Annotated in this window: 15 protein-coding genes; all 15 read left to right on the forward strand. The window is 33.2% G+C overall.

Annotation, left to right across the window (positions count from 1 at the left end; all coding sequences use genetic code 11):
* Positions 1–23: 23 nt before the first annotated feature.
* The 15 genes from EKH84_RS11040 (at position 24) to EKH84_RS11110 (ending at position 17,981) form a co-directional block, all read left to right on the forward strand.
* The gene (locus EKH84_RS11040; protein ID WP_127066337.1) at positions 24–998 is read left to right on the forward strand and encodes a glycosyltransferase family 2 protein; all 975 of its coding nucleotides are present in this window, start codon (positions 24–26) and stop codon (positions 996–998) included.
* On the forward strand, positions 988–1,731 hold the full coding sequence (locus EKH84_RS11045) for a class I SAM-dependent methyltransferase (protein ID WP_190283302.1): 744 nt from the start codon (positions 988–990) through the stop codon (positions 1,729–1,731). Before EKH84_RS11040 ends, EKH84_RS11045 begins: the two co-directional genes overlap by 11 nt.
* A 27-nt stretch (positions 1,732–1,758) precedes the next feature.
* Positions 1,759–4,377: a YfhO family protein gene (locus tag EKH84_RS11050; protein ID WP_127066339.1), complete on the forward strand. Its 2,619-nt coding sequence runs from the start codon at positions 1,759–1,761 to the stop codon at positions 4,375–4,377.
* A 180-nt stretch (positions 4,378–4,557) separates the two neighbouring features.
* Positions 4,558–6,240, forward strand: a complete 1,683-nt coding sequence (locus EKH84_RS11055) for a GspE/PulE family protein (protein WP_127066340.1) — start codon at positions 4,558–4,560, stop codon at positions 6,238–6,240.
* A 14-nt stretch (positions 6,241–6,254) separates the two neighbouring features.
* On the forward strand, positions 6,255–7,319 hold the full coding sequence (locus EKH84_RS11060; protein ID WP_127066341.1) for a type IV pilus twitching motility protein PilT: 1,065 nt from the start codon (positions 6,255–6,257) through the stop codon (positions 7,317–7,319).
* Between the two features lie 125 nt (positions 7,320–7,444).
* A complete protein-coding gene (locus tag EKH84_RS11065; RefSeq protein ID WP_127066342.1) occupies positions 7,445–8,650 on the forward strand; it encodes a type II secretion system F family protein in 1,206 nt (401 codons plus the stop codon).
* A gap of 54 nt (positions 8,651–8,704) precedes the next feature.
* Positions 8,705–9,124 (forward strand): type II secretion system protein, encoded by a 420-nt coding sequence (locus EKH84_RS11070; RefSeq protein ID WP_127066343.1) that lies wholly within the window; start codon positions 8,705–8,707, stop codon positions 9,122–9,124.
* A 74-nt stretch (positions 9,125–9,198) separates the two neighbouring features.
* Positions 9,199–9,975, forward strand: a complete 777-nt coding sequence (locus EKH84_RS11075) for a prepilin peptidase (RefSeq protein ID WP_127066344.1) — start codon at positions 9,199–9,201, stop codon at positions 9,973–9,975.
* Positions 9,976–9,992: 17 nt separating this feature from the next.
* Positions 9,993–10,481 carry a prepilin-type N-terminal cleavage/methylation domain-containing protein gene (locus tag EKH84_RS11080; protein WP_190283303.1) on the forward strand — a complete coding sequence of 163 codons (489 nt, stop codon included), beginning with the start codon at positions 9,993–9,995 and terminating at the stop codon, positions 10,479–10,481.
* 12 nt (positions 10,482–10,493) lie between these two features.
* On the forward strand, positions 10,494–11,105 hold the full coding sequence (locus EKH84_RS11085; protein ID WP_127066346.1) for a PulJ/GspJ family protein: 612 nt from the start codon (positions 10,494–10,496) through the stop codon (positions 11,103–11,105).
* A 33-nt stretch (positions 11,106–11,138) separates the two neighbouring features.
* Complete coding sequence (gene pilM, locus EKH84_RS11090) at positions 11,139–12,143, forward strand: type IV pilus assembly protein PilM (protein WP_127066347.1); 1,005 nt, start codon at positions 11,139–11,141, stop codon at positions 12,141–12,143.
* 11 nt (positions 12,144–12,154) lie between these two features.
* A complete protein-coding gene (locus tag EKH84_RS11095) occupies positions 12,155–12,871 on the forward strand; it encodes a hypothetical protein (RefSeq protein ID WP_127066348.1) in 717 nt (238 codons plus the stop codon).
* The gene (locus tag EKH84_RS11100; RefSeq protein ID WP_127066349.1) at positions 12,871–14,046 is read left to right on the forward strand and encodes a hypothetical protein; all 1,176 of its coding nucleotides are present in this window, start codon (positions 12,871–12,873) and stop codon (positions 14,044–14,046) included. Before EKH84_RS11095 ends, EKH84_RS11100 begins: the two co-directional genes overlap by 1 nt.
* Positions 14,047–14,062: 16 nt before the next feature.
* The gene (locus EKH84_RS11105) at positions 14,063–15,280 is read left to right on the forward strand and encodes a type IV pilus modification PilV family protein (RefSeq protein ID WP_127066350.1); all 1,218 of its coding nucleotides are present in this window, start codon (positions 14,063–14,065) and stop codon (positions 15,278–15,280) included.
* A 13-nt stretch (positions 15,281–15,293) separates the two neighbouring features.
* The gene (locus tag EKH84_RS11110) at positions 15,294–17,981 is read left to right on the forward strand and encodes a hypothetical protein (protein WP_127066351.1); all 2,688 of its coding nucleotides are present in this window, start codon (positions 15,294–15,296) and stop codon (positions 17,979–17,981) included.
* Positions 17,982–18,000 lie beyond the last annotated feature (19 nt).

Below are 18,000 nucleotides of genomic sequence, written 5' to 3' on the forward strand. Positions count from 1 at the left end.
GTAAAAATATGAGGTATATTAAAATGGAAAAAATCTCAATTATAGTACCTAGTTATAATGAAGAATTATCTTTGCAAGTATTTTATGAAGAGTTATTAAAAGTAAGAAAAAAAATGAATAATATTTCTTATGAAATTTGGTTTATAGATGATGGTTCAAGTGATAATACACTTGAGGTAATTAAACAAATAGCTCAAGATGATAAAAGTATAAATTATATTAGTTTTAGCAGAAACTTCGGAAAAGAAGCAGCGATGCTTGCAGGATTGAAGCAAGCAACAGGAAATTATATAGCAATAATGGATGCAGATTTACAGGATCCGCCGTCATTATTGTTGAGTATGTACGAATATATACAAGAACCGAAATGTGATTGTGTTGCAGCCCGGAGAATTAATAGGTGTGGTGAATCGAAGATTAAATCAGTTTTCGCAAAATTATTTTATAAAATCATCAATAAAATATCAGATATTGATATTGTTGATGGTGCAAGAGATTTTAGATTGATGAAGAGAAAAGTAGTAGACAGTATACTACAATTAAGTGAATATAACCGTTTTTCTAAAGGGATTTTTAGTTGGGTAGGATTTAATACAAAATGGATAGAATATACAAATGTAAACAGAGCGATAGGAGAGACAAAATGGTCTTTTTGGAAATTGTTTTTATATGCCATCGAGGGAGTTACGGCATTTTCAACGGTTCCATTAGCTATTGCATCCTTAGTAGGAATGGTTTTATTTGTGTTTTCTGTTATTTTAATAATTGTTATTATTATTAAAACTTTAGTATGGGGAGACCCTGTTAGTGGATGGCCATCTATGATATGTGTGATCTTTTTTGTAAGTGGTATACAACTATTTTGTATAGGTATTCTAGGTCAATATTTAGCTAAAACTTATATGGAAACTAAAAAAAGACCAATCTATCTAATAAAAGAGAGTAGTAATAATCATGTAAGTCAATATATGAGAGAGGAAGATGACTATGCAGGATAATTTATATGATGAGATGTATCAACTAGAAGAAAAACATTGGTGGTTTAAATCAAAAAGGAAGATTATTCTTGAACTTATTAATCAAGAATTAAGTGGTACTGAGAATGAAATATTAGATTGTGGATGTGGATGTGGTTGTCTTCTAAAATACTTAAAAATATATGGCAATGTAAAAGGTATAGATTATAGTGCAAGAGCCTTAGCATACAGTAAAAAGAATTTTGATGGGGATCTAGTGCAAAGTGATTTACTTAAAAAAGTTGAACTTCCTGATGAAAGTGTTGATTTAGCTATTGCATTAGATGTAATCGAACATCTAGAAGATGATGAGTTGGGATTAAAAAATATAAGGAGAGTTTTAAAGACAAATGGGAAGCTTTTAGTCACGGTTCCAGCTTTTAAACAATTATGGTCATATCATGATGTAGAACATATGCATAAACGAAGATACACAATTAAGCAGTTGGAACGTGTGTTAAAAAAAACCGGATACAGTATCGCATACATAAGCTACTATAATTTTTGGTTATTCTTACCCATTTATGTAGCTAGGAAAATAAAAAATAAAATAAATGATTGTGAAAGTGATGCATCTATGCCGAGTCCCTTTGTGAATTTTCTTCTTGAAAAGATATTTTCTACAGAGACTTTTTTGTGTAGACATCGTGTAAAAATGCCAGTTGGTGTATCAATAATAGCTATTGTTAATAAAAGTATAGAGAATGAAAATTAAACTGTTTATTTAGAAAGGATTAGTCTAATGAAAAAAGTTACAGTTTTGATAAAAGATAATCAATTTATCTTTTTGGGGTTTCTTATACCATTTATAGTTATGATTTTTATATGTGTAACAATGCAAATAACACCATTTGGTGCCTATAGCTTCTTGGTCTCTGATTTAAGTGAAGTCTATATGGATAGTCTTACAGCTTTAAAACGAATACTTACAGAGAATGAAAGTTTATTTAATACATGGTCGCAGATACAGGGAAGTACACCGTTAGGTATGTTGAGTACAGGTATTCTTGTGAATTTATTTAGCTTTTTGGTCTTCATTTTCCCAAAGGAACTGATTTTAGATGCGCTTACGTGGATGATTATTTTAAAGATAGCTTGTTGTGGTATCACATGTGCATTTTATTTAAAGAAAACTTTTCAAAGAAACGATTTAAGTATAAGCATTTTTGCTTGGTGCTATGCACTAATGGCCTATACAATTACATATCATTTTCATATTATTTGGCTAGACCAAGTAGTTATGTTACCACTAGTGTTATATGGTGTAGATAAAATTATAAAGAATAAGAAGGATTATTTATTTTTTACCATATGTTTAACCGTAATATTTTTTATGAATTACTATATTGCCTATATGACAGGAATCTTTTCTTTTATGTATTTTATATACAGATATATTACTTTAAACACCTCTATTGAGAAAAAGGATTTTTTGCAAAAGATGTTAGCATTTTTCATAAGTCCCCTCTTCGCCTTTGGTTGTGCGAGTATATTACTTTTTCCTATTCTTTATCTGGTATCTAATAGAGGTGGTATTTTTGATGTTAGTCAGTTAGGTGTCTATTTGCGCTATGATTTTAAAGCATTATGGAGTAAGACTTTTGTAGGTGTATATGACACTGTGGTAAGCGATGGCACACCACTCATTTATTGTGGCACAATAGTGATTGTTTTAATGATTTTCTTTTTTTTGAGTTATAGCATTAGTTATCGAGAAAAATTAATAAGTTTTATTTGGCTTGTATTTATGTTTTTATCTGTGACTTTAAATCCTTTATATATGGCATGGCATGGATTTGAATGGCCAACTTATTTTGAAGGGAGGTTTACGTATACAGTATCGTTTTTGATGATTTTTCTAGCATATAAAGGATTTCGGGTACTAAATACTATCTCAACAAAACAAATTCATTGTGTTTTTGGAATACTAGGTGGCATAATAATAGGTCTCAATTTTAAAGAATATAGTTATATCCAAGACGAGAATATTTTATTAACATTATTATTTTTATTCCTATACTATTTATTACTTATGCTAGTAAAAAATAAAGTTACATATAAAAAATATGGTTTATTACTACTGGCATTATTAGTTGGATTAGAGTTAGCAGATAACTCTAGAATGATTTTAACCAGGTTTGACAGTAGTTCAGGTTATCCTTTTGCAGCAGATTATTATGAAACCTATAATAGGATCAATAAAGAAACCCATGAAGTACTAAAAGAAGACCAAGACTTTTATCATATAGAACGTGTAGAGCAACGTAGTTTAAATGATGGATTTGGAATGGGTTATCCTGGTATAAGTCATTTTGATACAATGTATAATGAGAAAAGCAAAAATACAATTGCTAACTTAGGTATATCTACAGGAAATAACTGGATAAGTTATAAAGGAACCACCCCAATAACCGAAGCAATATTTAATATTAAATATGTTTTGGCTTTACAAGAAAAGTATTTTGGTTATGATTTAATGTCCGATAGAGAAGAGAATTACTTTAAGGTCTTTAAAAATCCTTATGTTATTGGAGCTGGGTTTGCAGTAGCTAAAGATATTGAAGAGTTTGATGTATTAGGAACATTCAAAACACCAATACAACCATTTGAACAGCAGAATAAGCTATTAAGTAAAATGTTAGGGGAAGAAAATAAAGAGTATTTAAAACCACTCAAAGTAGTGTTAGAAAAATTTAATAATGTAGACAAGGTGGATGAGCAAAAAGATAATTATACAATTCAGCACTTTTATCAAAAAGATACATATCAAAAAGGAACAATTAATTACAGTGTTGTTACCGAACAGGTAGGTCCATACTATCTTTATGTTCAAAGTGACGCGTATTTTTGGACAGATATTGTGGTTAATGGAAAGTCGTTAAATATAACTAGAACGGGGACTACTTCTATTACTTATTTAGGTGACTATGAAAAAGGAGAAAAACTAAATATTCAAATAGAACTTAAAGAAAAGTATTCAGACATAGTTCAGCTGCTAGTTTGTAATGTTGATGATGCTTTACTAAAGAAAGATATTCTTAAACTAAGACAAGGTAAATTAAACGTTGAGGAATATACAGATGAAAGGATAAAAGGAAGTATTACAATACCTAAAGATAAGCCTTTATTGTATACATCAATTCCGTATGATAGAGGATGGCACTTATTTGTGGATGGTCAATCAACACCAACAAAAGAAGTAATAGGAGGCTTTTTAGGAGCAGATCTAAAAGAAGGCAAGCATGAAATTGAACTGATTTATAAACCTGTTGGATTTAAATTTGGTATGTTTATTTCAATCATATCAGTTCTATGTTTGGTATTTATAACAATAAAACATAAACAAGATAGAAAAAAGTGAAATATTGTTTATATTAATTTTATAATATATAAACAATATTGCAAAAATGATTAAATGAGATTATAATCTATATATAACAAATTGAATAAAATACTATACAATATTGAAAATATGCATAATATTATGGTAATTAAAGATAGGAGATATATTTTACTTACAGTGTAAAACGGGGAGAAATAGATGAAAAAGGTACAGAGAAAGAGAATAGGAGATCTACTATTTGAAACAGGTATGATTACCCAAGAGCAATTGGAATGGGCGATAAAAGAGCAAAAACGTACTGGTAAACGAATAGGGGAAGTCCTTGTAGAAGCAGGTATTATTACAGAGGATAATATATTAGGGGCATTAGAATTTCAATTAGGCATACCTCATATGAACCTAGAACAATATAATATTGATTACAATATTGCTTCTAAGGTACCAGAAAGTATAGCTAGGAGATATACGGTTATTGCAGTTGGAATGGATGACAATAAATTAAAAGTAGCTATGAAAGATCCTTTAAATATGTTTGCATTAGATGACCTTAAACTCAGTACAAAGATGGAAATTATCCCTATTTTAGCCAGTGAAAAAGCTATTACTAATGTTATTAATCAAACCTATACATCAGCACAGACCAAGAGCATCGTAAATCAAGTAGAAAGACAGATGCAAGATGAAATTCAGAGAAGGGTGGCTGTTGATGAAGAGGAAGATGATGATACCGCACCTATGGTTCAATTAGTTAACAATATTCTACAACGTTGTATTTTAAAAGGGGCATCGGATATACACATTGAACCATTTGAGTATTATGTGCGTATCCGTTTTCGGGTAGACGGTCAACTTCATGAATTAACAAGAACGAAGAAAGAGATGCTTAATGGAATTACCACACGTATCAAAATTTTATCAGGTTTAGATATTGCAGAAAGAAGACTACCTCAAGACGGTCGTATGTCTAAGACAGTAAATGGACAGCAGGTAGATTTACGTGTGAGTATTTTGCCTACTGTATATGGTGAAAAAACAGTTATTCGTTTTATTTATCGTACAGGTAAAGACTTAGGGTTAGATGAAATCGGTTTTTATCCTACAGATTATGAAAAGGTACTTAATTTATTAAAAAACCCTCATGGTATTATTCTTTTAACAGGCCCCACAGGTAGCGGTAAGTCAACTACTTTAGCAGCTGCTTTAAAGGTCTTAAATGAAGATAAGGTTAATATTATTACAGTAGAAGATCCAGTTGAAAATATGATAGAAGGTATTAATCAAGTAGCAACAAATAGCAAAATAGGTCTTACTTTTGCAAGTGCCCTACGTTCTATCTTACGTCAAGACCCAGATATTATTATGATTGGTGAGATGCGTGATAGTGAAACAAGTACTATAGCTATTCGTGCAGCTATTACTGGACATCTTGTGTTAAGCACATTACATACCAATGATGCGGCAAGTTCTATTCCTCGTCTAATTGATATGGGAACAGAAGCCTATATGGTAGGAGCTGCTATTAAGGGAGTTATTTCACAACGCTTAGTAAGGAGGCTTTGTCCTAACTGTAAAACAAAGCATATAGTATCAGCTAGTGAATCAAAGATTTACAATATACCTGAAGGAACTGAAGTCTATCAGTCACGGGGGTGTAACGCGTGTAATCAGACAGGATATAAGGGACGTTTGGCAGTACATGAGGTGTTAACCATCGATACTCATCTAGAAGATATGATTTCAGCAGGGCATACAAGTACTGAGGAAATAAAAGCAGAGGCCACTAAAAGAGGGATGCGTACACTTTGGGATAATGCCCTTTATAATGTACTTCAGGGAAAGACAACCATGGAAGAAATGTTAAGAATAGCATATGAACAGTAAGGTGAGGATGAACTATGGACATTAATGATTTGTTGGAAATTGTCGTACAGGAAAAAGCATCAGATTTACATCTAACAGTAGGAATTCCACCTACATTAAGATTACATGGCCAATTAATCCACTTGGATTTACCACCATTAAAAGAAGCCGATACAAGAGAACTCATTAGTCAGCTTTTAGAAGGAAAGCCTATTATTACAGAAAGATTTAGAGAAAAAGGTGAAGCGGACTTTTCCTATGCTTTACAAGATATAGGGCGTTTTCGTGTAAATGTTTATAAACAAAGAGGAAGTTGGGCAACAGCATTACGATTGGTAGGCGTTGAAATACCTACTATGGAGGAATTAGGACTGCCTAGAAAGATACTGGAAAGCTTAGCAGATAATAAGAGAGGCTTAGTATTAGTCACAGGTCCTACAGGTAGTGGCAAATCAACTACATTGGCTACTATGATAGATTATATGAATAAAAAAAGGCAAGAGCATATCTTAACATTAGAAGATCCGATAGAGTATTTACATAAACATAAAAATAGTATGGTTAATCAAAGGGAGATAGGTTTTGACAGCAATAGCTATGCCAATGGCTTACGAGCTGCTTTGCGTGAAGACCCAGATGTTATTTTGGTAGGAGAAATGCGAGATCAAGAAACCATTGCTACAGCCATTACTGCAGCAGAGACAGGTCATTTAGTATTAAGTACATTACATACCATAGGAGCACCTCAAACGATTGATAGAATTATAGATGTATTTCCACCCCATCAGCAGCAGCAAATTAGGGTTCAGATCGCTAATATCTTAAAAGGGGTTATCTCGCAGCAGTTATTGCCAAGAAGTGATATTAAGGGAAGATGTGTAGCATTAGAAATCATGATTAGTAACGCCGCCATAGCTAATTTGGTTAGAGAGGAAAAGACTCATCAAATTTATTCCCAGATTCAAACAGGAACCTTAGCTGGTATGATTACCATGGATGCTTCTCTAGCAAATCTTTATAAAAAAGGAGCAATCTCTTTAGAAACAGCCTATCAATATGCGCAAAATAGAGATGAACTTAAGCGAATTCTAGGAAGATAGAAAAGAGTGATAACACAACCTAAAATAATGGAATGAGTATGAATAGGCTTGCTACCTAAACTGCGTAGCATCATTTTAATGAATGAATGCGTATTTCATAACTATAATAGACAAGGGGTGGGGAAATGGATACATATTTATATGTGGCACGTGATTTATTAACCCAAAATAAAGTTAAGGGTGAGATTGAAGGAGAAAATGAAGAAAAAGTTAGGAAGGTCTTAATGGATAAGAATTTATACCCGCAATCTATTAAGCGAAAAAATGCCTTAAATAGTGATTTGTCTTTGTTTAAGCAAAAGATTAAATTAAGTGATATTAACTTTTTCTGTAAACAATTAGCCGCCATGATTCAAGCAGGAATTAGCATTGCTAAAGGGATAGAAATTTGTGGACAGCAATGTACTAATAAGACCTTAAAAGCACATTTAGAAAATATTCATGAGGCAGTTAGTGGCGGAAAGACTTTTTCTCAAGCAGCAGAAGATGAAAAGATTTTTCCTAGTATTTTAGTGAGCTTAATTGAAAGTGGCGAAGCTTCAGGTAATTTAGATGAGGTAATGAGACGTTCAGTAGAGCATTTCGATAATCAGTTGGGAATCCAAAAGAAAATCAAAAAAGCATTGACATATCCAGTGGTGGTACTATGTATGGTTGTTGTGGTGGTTATTATTTTAATGATTAAAGTAGTACCGGCTTTTTTAGGTTTATTACGGGATACAGGTGCACCTATACCACTTCCTACTAAAATTGTTATTGCAATTAGTAACTTCTGCGTTAATTATTGGCAAATATTATTGATGATTATAGTGGTTGTAACACTTGCTATTATGAACATGAAAAAGGTAGATTCTATAAGAAGAGGTCTAGATCGTTTAAGTTTAAGACTTCCTATTTTTGGGGAATTGAATAAGAAAAGTTTATCCTCTACTTTTTCTAGTACTATGTCTATGTTAGTTGAATCCGGTATACCTATGCTTCAAGCTATGGAAATTACTAAAAGAGTTATGGGTAATGCAGTAGCAGAGGAAGAAATGAATCAAGCTATTGAAATTTTGAAACAAGGTAATAGCTTATTAGATGCTATTAGAGGAAGTACCATCTTTCCACCTATTCTTCTCAGTATGGTGAGTATTGGTGAGGAGAGTGGTGCTTTAGATGAGATGTTGGTTAAAATTAGCGTTTATTTTAAGGAAGAAGTAGACCTTGCAGTAGATAATATGACGACTTTAATTGAACCAGCAATGATTTTAATCGTAGGTGTAATCGTTGGAGGGATTATGGCAGCTATTATGTTACCAACCTTCTCAGCAGCTACAGCAGCTATGTAGTAAATTCCTTAATAAGGATTTACAATATATAACAAATTAAAGGGAGTGAAAGAAATGAATAAGAAAGAAAGAAATGAAAAAGGCTTCACCATGGTTGAGCTCATTATCGTAGTGGCGATTATGGGTATTATTGGTGCATTACTTGTACCAGCATTTGGAACAATGTCAGCTAAAGCAAGATTAACAACTGATATCTCTACTATTAAGACGCTTCAAAGAACAGCAACTGCTTACAAAACAGAGAAGGAATTATGGCCAGGTACAAATGCTTCAACTTTAGTAAGTATCCTTGTATCTGATGGATACTTACAAGCAGAACCAACATTACAAACAAGTGCTGCTGGTGGTTTAATTTCTGTTGATGTTGCAGCTGAACGTATTTGGTTAGACCTAGGTGCAGGAAAAACAACAACATTTAGTAAAGCACTAACACAAATTGATTCCCAAACAGTAACTGATTTCGTAGCACCTTAATAAAAAGTATGATAATTATTTAAAAATAAGCAGATATTCTGTGGAATATCTGCTTATTTTAAAAGAGGTTTAATATGATATATATGATAGGATTAAGTTTAGGTGGTATTTTAATTGGTAGTTTTTTAAATGTCTGTATTTATCGTATTCCTAATCAACAAAGTATTTGTTTTCCACGTTCTCATTGTCCACGCTGTAAGCATGAATTAAGTGCTTTAGAGCTTGTTCCAGTAGTAAGCTATTTAATATTGGGAAGAAAGTGTAAAGCGTGCAAAGCACCGATTTCACCCCGCTATATGTGCATTGAAGTAATTACAGGTATAGGTTTTGGGATCATTGGTTACAAATACGGCTATAGTTTAGACACGCTACGTTATTGCACCTTTTTTGCTTTTGCAGTAGTACTTACGATGATTGATTGGGATCATATGATTTTACCTACTTCGATTATTAGATGGGGGATAGGAGTGGGCCTCATAGAAGTATTCTTACAAGCTTGGAGTATACACAACTGGTATATATTACTAGAAGCGTTAATGGGAGGTATTATTGGTTACGGACTATTTATGCTACTTTATTATGGGTGCCAATGGTTATTAAAAAAAGAGGGTTTAGGTTATGGCGATGTAAGATTAATGGGGTTCATAGGTCTTTTTATAGGTATAAACCAGCTTTTCTTAATGATCATTCTTGCCTGTTTACTGGCGAGTATTTTTGGTATAGGTTTATTGCTTATCAAAAAGAAGAGCGAACCGTATCCTTTAGGACCTTTTTTGAATTTAGGAGCCTTTATAGTGATTTTATGGGGAAAGCAATTATTACAAATTTACTTAAGTTTGTTTAACCTGTAATGAGAGGGGGAAAAGAGGTGAAAAAAGATAAGAAAGGTTTCACTTTGGTAGAAATGTCAGTTGTTATGGTACTCATTTGTTTGATGGGAGTAGCCCTTATTCCTAATATGAAAGCGGTATATAAACAGCATGCAATAAAAGCCGTGGACAGCATTTGTATTGATCTGGTAACCCTTAGAAAACAAGCTATTGCTACAGGGGGAGAATATACTTTAGAAGTAAGCGGGAATAAGTATACTATGATGCCCGGCATTCAAACATCTTCAGGGAAATGGCGTAGTAAACCAGATAATATGGCTTCTAAAATCTTATTTTCTGTTGTAGGTGGAGATGGTTCAACAGTAGTGGCATCCAATAAAATAGTATTCAAAGGACGATCTATGAAAGATGCATTAGGAAATGAAAAAGAGTATTTTATCATCACTATTTCATATGATGGCGTTGTTTATACGGAAGCAAAATTTGAAGGTCTGACAGGTCGTTATACAATTACTAAGAAGGTATAAAGGAGGAGGGATATGAAAAAAAGAGAAAACGGATTTACTTTATTAGAAGTAACAGTTGCATTTGTTTTATTTGCCATTCTTCTAGAAAGCCTATGGGGCTTTTTTACCAATGTTTATATAGAGTTTATACAATTTGATAAAAAAGTGGTTCTAGACAACGAAGCTAATGCCGTAGAAAGTTTTTTAAGGGATTACATACGACTATCAGAAGGTATTAAAATTACAACTACGGATACAACACAAGTAATTGAATCTGATCCTACAGGTCCTTACAACATAGACATAATAGATGCCCCATTAAAAGAAATTAAGTTAAAAAATCAAGTGTATGATGCTGCAGCTAATGGAGGTGCTGGGGGAATGGTAGATGATTTCAAGACCATTAACTTAGAGCCCATCGTGTCGCCTACACAGGAGCAAGGGTTATATCGATTAACCTATGGTACAAATACGATTTCGGTATTGATTGAAAATATAAAAGTAACGAGGTATAAAGACTCTAATCTAGTTAAATTTAGCTGTATTATTAGTAAAAGCAAAGTACCAACTAGTGCTAATGAACGGCAGAGGGTGAAGTTAGCATTTACAGAATCAATAGCTTATAAAGAACATATTACTCCATAGAGTTTAAATAATGAATTTAAAAGAGGTGAGCACATGGCAAGAAGTATTATGGGACTAGAAATAGGAAGTAATAATATTAAAATAATCGAAGCCGTAAAAAAGGGAGCAACCTTGATGGTGCAAAAGTTTTCTCTTATTGAAACACCGTCAGATTGCATTAATAATGGTGTTATTAGTAATATTGAACCTTTGCGCAAGGTAATAGACCAAGAAATAAAAGCAAAAAAGTATAAAGCAAAACAAGTAGTGGCTATAGTACAAAGTAGTAATATTATCATTAGAAATGCAATAATGGATAAGCAACCAGAGAAAGTTATTAGACAACTTTTAGAAGTAAAAACGGAGGATTATTTGCCGGTTGAAAGAGGTCAATATCAAATTGACTTTAAAATTACAGGAGATGCTGAAGAAGAAGGCGAGATTAAAAACAAACTTTTATTAGTCGCTGCACCTAATACAGTTATTTTACCCATGGCTAGTCTAATCAAAAGTTTAAAGCTTACACCCATTTTAATCACCATTCCTTCTGAAGCTCTAGAAAATGTTTTTAACTCACAAACACGTATGATTTATGAAGCAACAAAAAATATTTTGGTACTAGATATAGGTGGAAAATCTACAACGGCTACAGTCATTGCTGATAGCAGTGCTATTTTAACAAGAATGATTGACTTTGGTGTAGAAAGTATCAATGAAATTATTCAAGAAGCTCATGTTAATGAAATGACTGGCACAGAGATGCAGGAAGAATATTTAGCTAGCATTATTAGACCACAAATAGAATATAATATTGTTTCAGAAGTAGAAAGAATTTTACAATTCTACTATTCAAGTTATGGTAGTGGCATGATTAAGAAGATTTATTTAATAGGTGGGGGAGCCAGTATTAAGGGAATAAGGGGATATATTAGAGATGCATTAAATATTCCAACGGAAAAGTTGAGTAAGTTTGATACAGTAATCGAAAATCCTAATATTCAATTTGAGGATTATGCAAGGTTTTTTGTGAATATACTGGGAGCCATTAATGGCTTATAAGGAGGGAAGATATGAGGACACAAGTAAAAGGAATCAACCTGCTACCTAAAGAATACATACAAGCAGAACAGATTAAGTTTATTCAGTTGATTGTTGCAGGTGTTATGGCTTTAGAGATACTTGCTTTTGTGGGGATTGCAATCATATCTCCAAAGATTGAAGCACAAAAGGTAATTGAAAGATTAGATGAAGTTTCTGCGGAACTGACAGATAGTAGGTTTAATGACGTTAATAAAAAGATTCAACAACTAGAAGATGCTAAGGTTGCCATAAAGGAATGGATAGATAAATATGGAAATATTAAAGAGGAGAATTTAATTAGTGCTCGCCTACTAGATAGCATCATTGCAAGAATACCGATCAATACAACTGTTAATCAAATCACCGTTGAACCAGCAGATAAAACAGTTAATGCGGCAGGAAAAGATGTAATTACATTAAAAGGTAACACTATGGATGCAGAGCAAGTAGTAAATTATGTTACGATTATAGAAAGTGTGTTTGGGTCAGGTACTACAACTTATAAAGCAACTTATGATGAAGAGCTAAAAGGTTTTGAGTACGAAATTAACATAACTCCAGTAGTAGAAGTTAAACCTGTTGAAACCGAAAACCCAGAGGGGACAACTGAGCAACCTGCAGATGAGACGGCAACACCATCAACTGAGCAACCTGCAGATGAGACGACAACACCATCAACTGAGCAACCTGAAAGGGGGGCTAACTAATGAAATCAAAGAGTAATATTGCTTTTATTGTGGTTATTGTAGCCCTGATCGTTTTACAAATAGGTTATATGCTAACCATATATAAGGATGAGCAACAAGTAATATCAGCTAATAAAGGCGAAATAAAACTGATGGAGAAGCGCATTCAGCAATTAGAAGAACGTGTTAAAATGCTACCAGAGACAGAAAAAGAATTAGCATTAGTGACAGCACAAAAAGTAGCTATGCTTAATACTATTCCCGATTTTGAAGCAGCCTCTAAAGAAGGTGCGGAATTAATTCGTTATATGAAGCGTAAAGATTTTGCTAATATTGGGTTTGAAGCAGTTACAGAAGAAGCAACTGCTTCTGCAAATGCAGATGCAGATGTTTTAAAACGTATATATGAGTTAACTTTTGTAGGTCGCTATAAGGATGTCATAGATTTTGTAGATAGTCTCAATAAGTCTTATCAGATTATTAATAGTAATAGTTTTGAAATGAATAATGAACTTCAATCAGAAAACAGTGAAATAACAGCTTATTATAAAGCACATTATGGAGAAGATTTTGATCAATTAGTTACTTCTAAGTTGAAAATTACAATATATACAAGACCTAGTGAACAACAAACAGATGAAATTTATCAACCTAACTTGGATAGCAGAAGGGTTGAAGGAAGTTCTTTTAGGCGTTTTGTAAAACAAGAGGAAGAGGTGAGTCCCTCGGTAAGCCAGAATGAGGAACAGCCAAATCAAGAGAGTCCTATCACTACTTATAGCCAGTATTTTAATATATATATAGGAGATATTTTATCTTCAGGAGATACTTATGGCATAGATGGACCTGGGGGTATAAATGGAAGTGGATATGTAGGACTTATTTCGCAAACAGATACGAGTATTAGCTTAGTAATAAGAGAAGATGGCTATGAAATTACAGCAGAAGATAAGGATGGTAATGTCAAACAGACATTTGTAGATACGCCAATTAATAATGCTTGTTTAAAAATAAATTCTACCATGAGAAATGTACTGGAGATTATGCCTAATGTCCATATTTATGTGTATAACTACACTAAGCAAATTATGGATGTAGAACTCACAGGTTCTTTACTAGGGAATATACATATTTTCAATGAATTTGATCAACAAGTAAGTAAAGGACAAACAAAAGGAAATATAAGGGTTAAATAAGTAGGGATGTGAAAATATGTTAAAGAAAGATAGAGCAAATGAACAGGGCTTTACCTTTATTGAAATATTAGTGTGTCTAGCAATTGTTGCTCTTATTGTAGGCCCTATTAGCTTTTCACTTTTAGCCTCTATTAAAACAAGGGTGTCAGCAGAATCACTTACTGAAGTAACACTAACAACAGAATGTTTGATGGAAGATATTAAGGCAAAAATAACAGCAGATATTTATAATAAGCAAGAAGTTGAAGGTAAGCGAAAAGTAGCTACTAATTTTAATCTTGAAACAGAGGGCTATAAAGGCTATCTTATACCGTATAACAATCGCTTAGCAGGAGATAGAGATCAATCTCATGTTTTAAGTGGTTTTTTGCCAACGGCCATTGATCTTCAAACTGCTTATAATACAAATCGATATGCTTATGAAGTGGCTTTGTGGAAGCTAGAAGATGTAACTTTAGTAAGTAATCAGTTACAATTAACGGCAGACCAACTTAAAAAAGCAGTAAAACTTCATACAGATAATGCATATAAGTTAGAAGCTAGCGATTATAGTGGCACAGCTTATCCTATTACCTTTGCAACGACTGCTGAGATGCTTAAGATTTTCAATGATAGCGAGTTAATTTATGTACCTAATAGAGGGACTACCGAACAAGAAATTTTGGATGTTAATAAAGTGAGTATAAAAGATGATGGCACTTTAGATACTTGGAATAATAGTACAAATCAAGTAAAAGTAGAAGTGAAAATCATAGATGTAGATGGTTCAAATAGGGGATATGTAATTACTTGTTCTCCAAATGGCACAATCGATTCTACGATATACCCAATTACTAAATCTAGAAGTATTATCGAAGTCAATCTAACTGATTTAATAGGAGACATTGGTACATTAAAAGCCAATGTAGCGGCAGGTACTGTAGCAACAGAAACAGATTACACCTTAAAGTTTATTAATAAAACAGGATATAATCAAACGATTAGAGTGAAAAATAATTTCCCAAGTACACTAACTGCACAAGAAATAGCTTATGCAAAGGCAAAGTATAATATTGTAGTAGAAGATATTGGAACTAGTGTGAAAAGTACCATCGTAAATATTGATAATAAAACCAACTATGATAATTATTTGATTGCCATTATTGCTAGAGAAAAAAGTCCTGCAATGGGTAATCCTGGTAAGATTGTTAAAAGAATGATAGATGTCTATAGCTATGATGCATTTGATCATTAAAGGAGGTGATAACATGGAACAAAAGGTTAACAAAGTGAAGAAAAATCAAAAAGGAAATGCCATGCTTATCACTACAATCATTTTACTTGTTTTGGCGGTAATTGTTGCTACTGTAGTGAATATATCAGGTATGCAGTATGATTTAGCTGTATTAAATCGTAATACAAGTAATACATACTATTTAGCTAAATCAGCATTAGAAAAGCATGTGGATACCATGAATAAGGCTATAGAAAGTCAGATGTCACAGATTGTTAAAGATGTGACCCAAGGTTATACATTAGATGGGACTACATATGATGGCGTCATTAAGAAACTAAAAGGTTCGACTACAAATCCAGCACCCGATATCGTTTATAGCGATAATAAACTGCAAGTCAAGAGTGATGTCCTTAAGTCACAAATTCAGAAAAGAATTTATGAGTATATTAAATCTAGCTTTTTGACTCAAGGACCAAGTGCGAAACCACCTATTGAGTATAAAATGCAAGGGGATAGAATAGCCAGTGGATATGATACAACAGTAACAATAGAAACATCGGATCAGGATGCAGCCAATAATTTGCTAACCAATAATAAGCTAAGAATCATAGCTACAGCTACAACCAGTAATGGTGCAACTTATGATACTCAAAAAGTAGAGGCAATAATAGAAGTAAAGCTGCCTACTACCCTTAAAAATCAAATTCATGAAAAATACGAATGGAAAACAGCAGATGATGGAAAACAATATGTGCCAGAAATATTAAATAGCTCTATTTTATGTTTTTCAGATGTGTTTGTAACAGGAGATGGCAATTTAACAGTTTCTAGTGGAGATGTTCGAGTAAGTGGTAAACAAAGTATTGCAGGCTTTACTAATAGTAAAGGGGTGACAGCATACCCGGAAGTAGATCAAAATGGCGGTGTATTAGCTGTAAATGGAGGCGAGATATACATCACTAATAATCTATATTGTACTAATAATGTGTTAGCTACGAATGGCTGGGGAGGCTCTTATGGTGCTAGTACGAATAAGACCTACATAGAGGTGGGCAAAGATATAATTGCGTACACCGTTGGCATTATAGATGATTACTATGAAACCAGTAGCAATCAATCACCATTTAATGGAGCTAATCAAGTAAAAGAAGCTAATATTAAAGTTAAGCGCAATGTCATGGTGGATAATGATGTGATGATTGATAGATGGGTAGATGGCTGTAAGATTACAGTTGATCAAAGCATTTTTGGCGTTAATGCAGGTACAGATCCTGCAACCAATATTGACCCTAATCAAAGCAGTGGTATTTTTGCACAAGGAAAAAATTGTATCATTGATGCAGATGAAATGTATGTAGTAGGTCAACCCTATATTACACTAGCAGCCGATAAAATTCCTATGAAGCTTTGGGAGAGTATAGGTGAACCCTTTAATGGTGTTGCATCCTGGGAAGGGTATGTAACAGGAGATGAAGCACAAACTGTATGGCTCAATCCTAGTGATGATACTACAAAAGGAACAGAGGATAGTGCTACTGGTCATACCGTGCAAATACCTAAAAATAGCACGTATCTTTTGTCTACATCCCCACTTCATCAATTAATTGCTAATGATAAGATTCAAACAAATTTTAGTAAGACCTATGCTATTGGAAGAGTATCTGGAAAAGATGATAATGGTGGAGTGACTGTTACTAATAAAACTGGTCAAATCAGTAAAAATGGCTTTAGTGACGAAAATCAAGCCAGAAGATTCATGTATATAGGGCTAGTTCCTAGTGATTATGATATAACAAATCCTGCACCAATACATTTCAAGGATTTTATGTCATCTGTTGATACAACTTATACTGATGAGGTACAAAAAATAATTAAAAGACCAGCTGATTACTTAGCTGGTGGTGAAAATGGCTATTTTAAAAATTTACAAGCTGTACCACTTGGAAATTACCAAGGCTTACGAGGTTATATGACTTTACAAAGAGCGATATTATATAAGAGTTTTTCTGGTAATAATCTTAATAAAAGTACATTCGCAGACACTGTAGATTTATCAAAGATTACAGCCACAAGTAATGCTTGGTCATATCAAACCCCTATATCAGTATTAACATTAACATCAACATTAACACCGGAGGAACGTACTATAGATGTATCAAAATTTTATGTTGATGTTGAAGAATCAGGTACGCCTGAACCATATGAAACTATTATTGTAAATAAGGGAGAAGGAAAACTGATTATAGATACAACCAACGCAGCAAAGAATAAGTTCACGGGAATCATAATTAGCAAAGGGGCTGTGGAAATAAAAGGTGGAATAACCATTGATGGGGCAATAATTATTGGTGGACCTGAGTCAGCGCCCAAAACAGAACCCAAACCAGCGGCTATAACAGATCCTTTAGAGGTGGCTAAGTATGATAGAAGTACTATTTTTACGGGTAAACATGCAGGATTAATAATCCAATCAGGACAAGTAACAATCACTCATAATCCTAATGTGCTCTTCTCACTTACAGTGAAAAATCATGAACTGTATCGTCAGATTTTAACAGCACTTAAGTTGGTGGACTATAGTGAAACAGTACTTCCTGATATAATGGGCACACAAACAGGCTTTACAAAGCCTATGTTAGCTTATACGAATGAATCTATTTTAGAGATAGATACGGAGGGAATACAAGTAGCAATACAATCACTTAAAAAGGCACAATAGTAGATAGGAAAGGGGAGTA

It is taken from the genome of Cellulosilyticum sp. WCF-2, assembly GCF_003990395.1.
Classification (GTDB): domain Bacteria; phylum Bacillota; class Clostridia; order Lachnospirales; family Cellulosilyticaceae; genus Cellulosilyticum; species Cellulosilyticum lentocellum.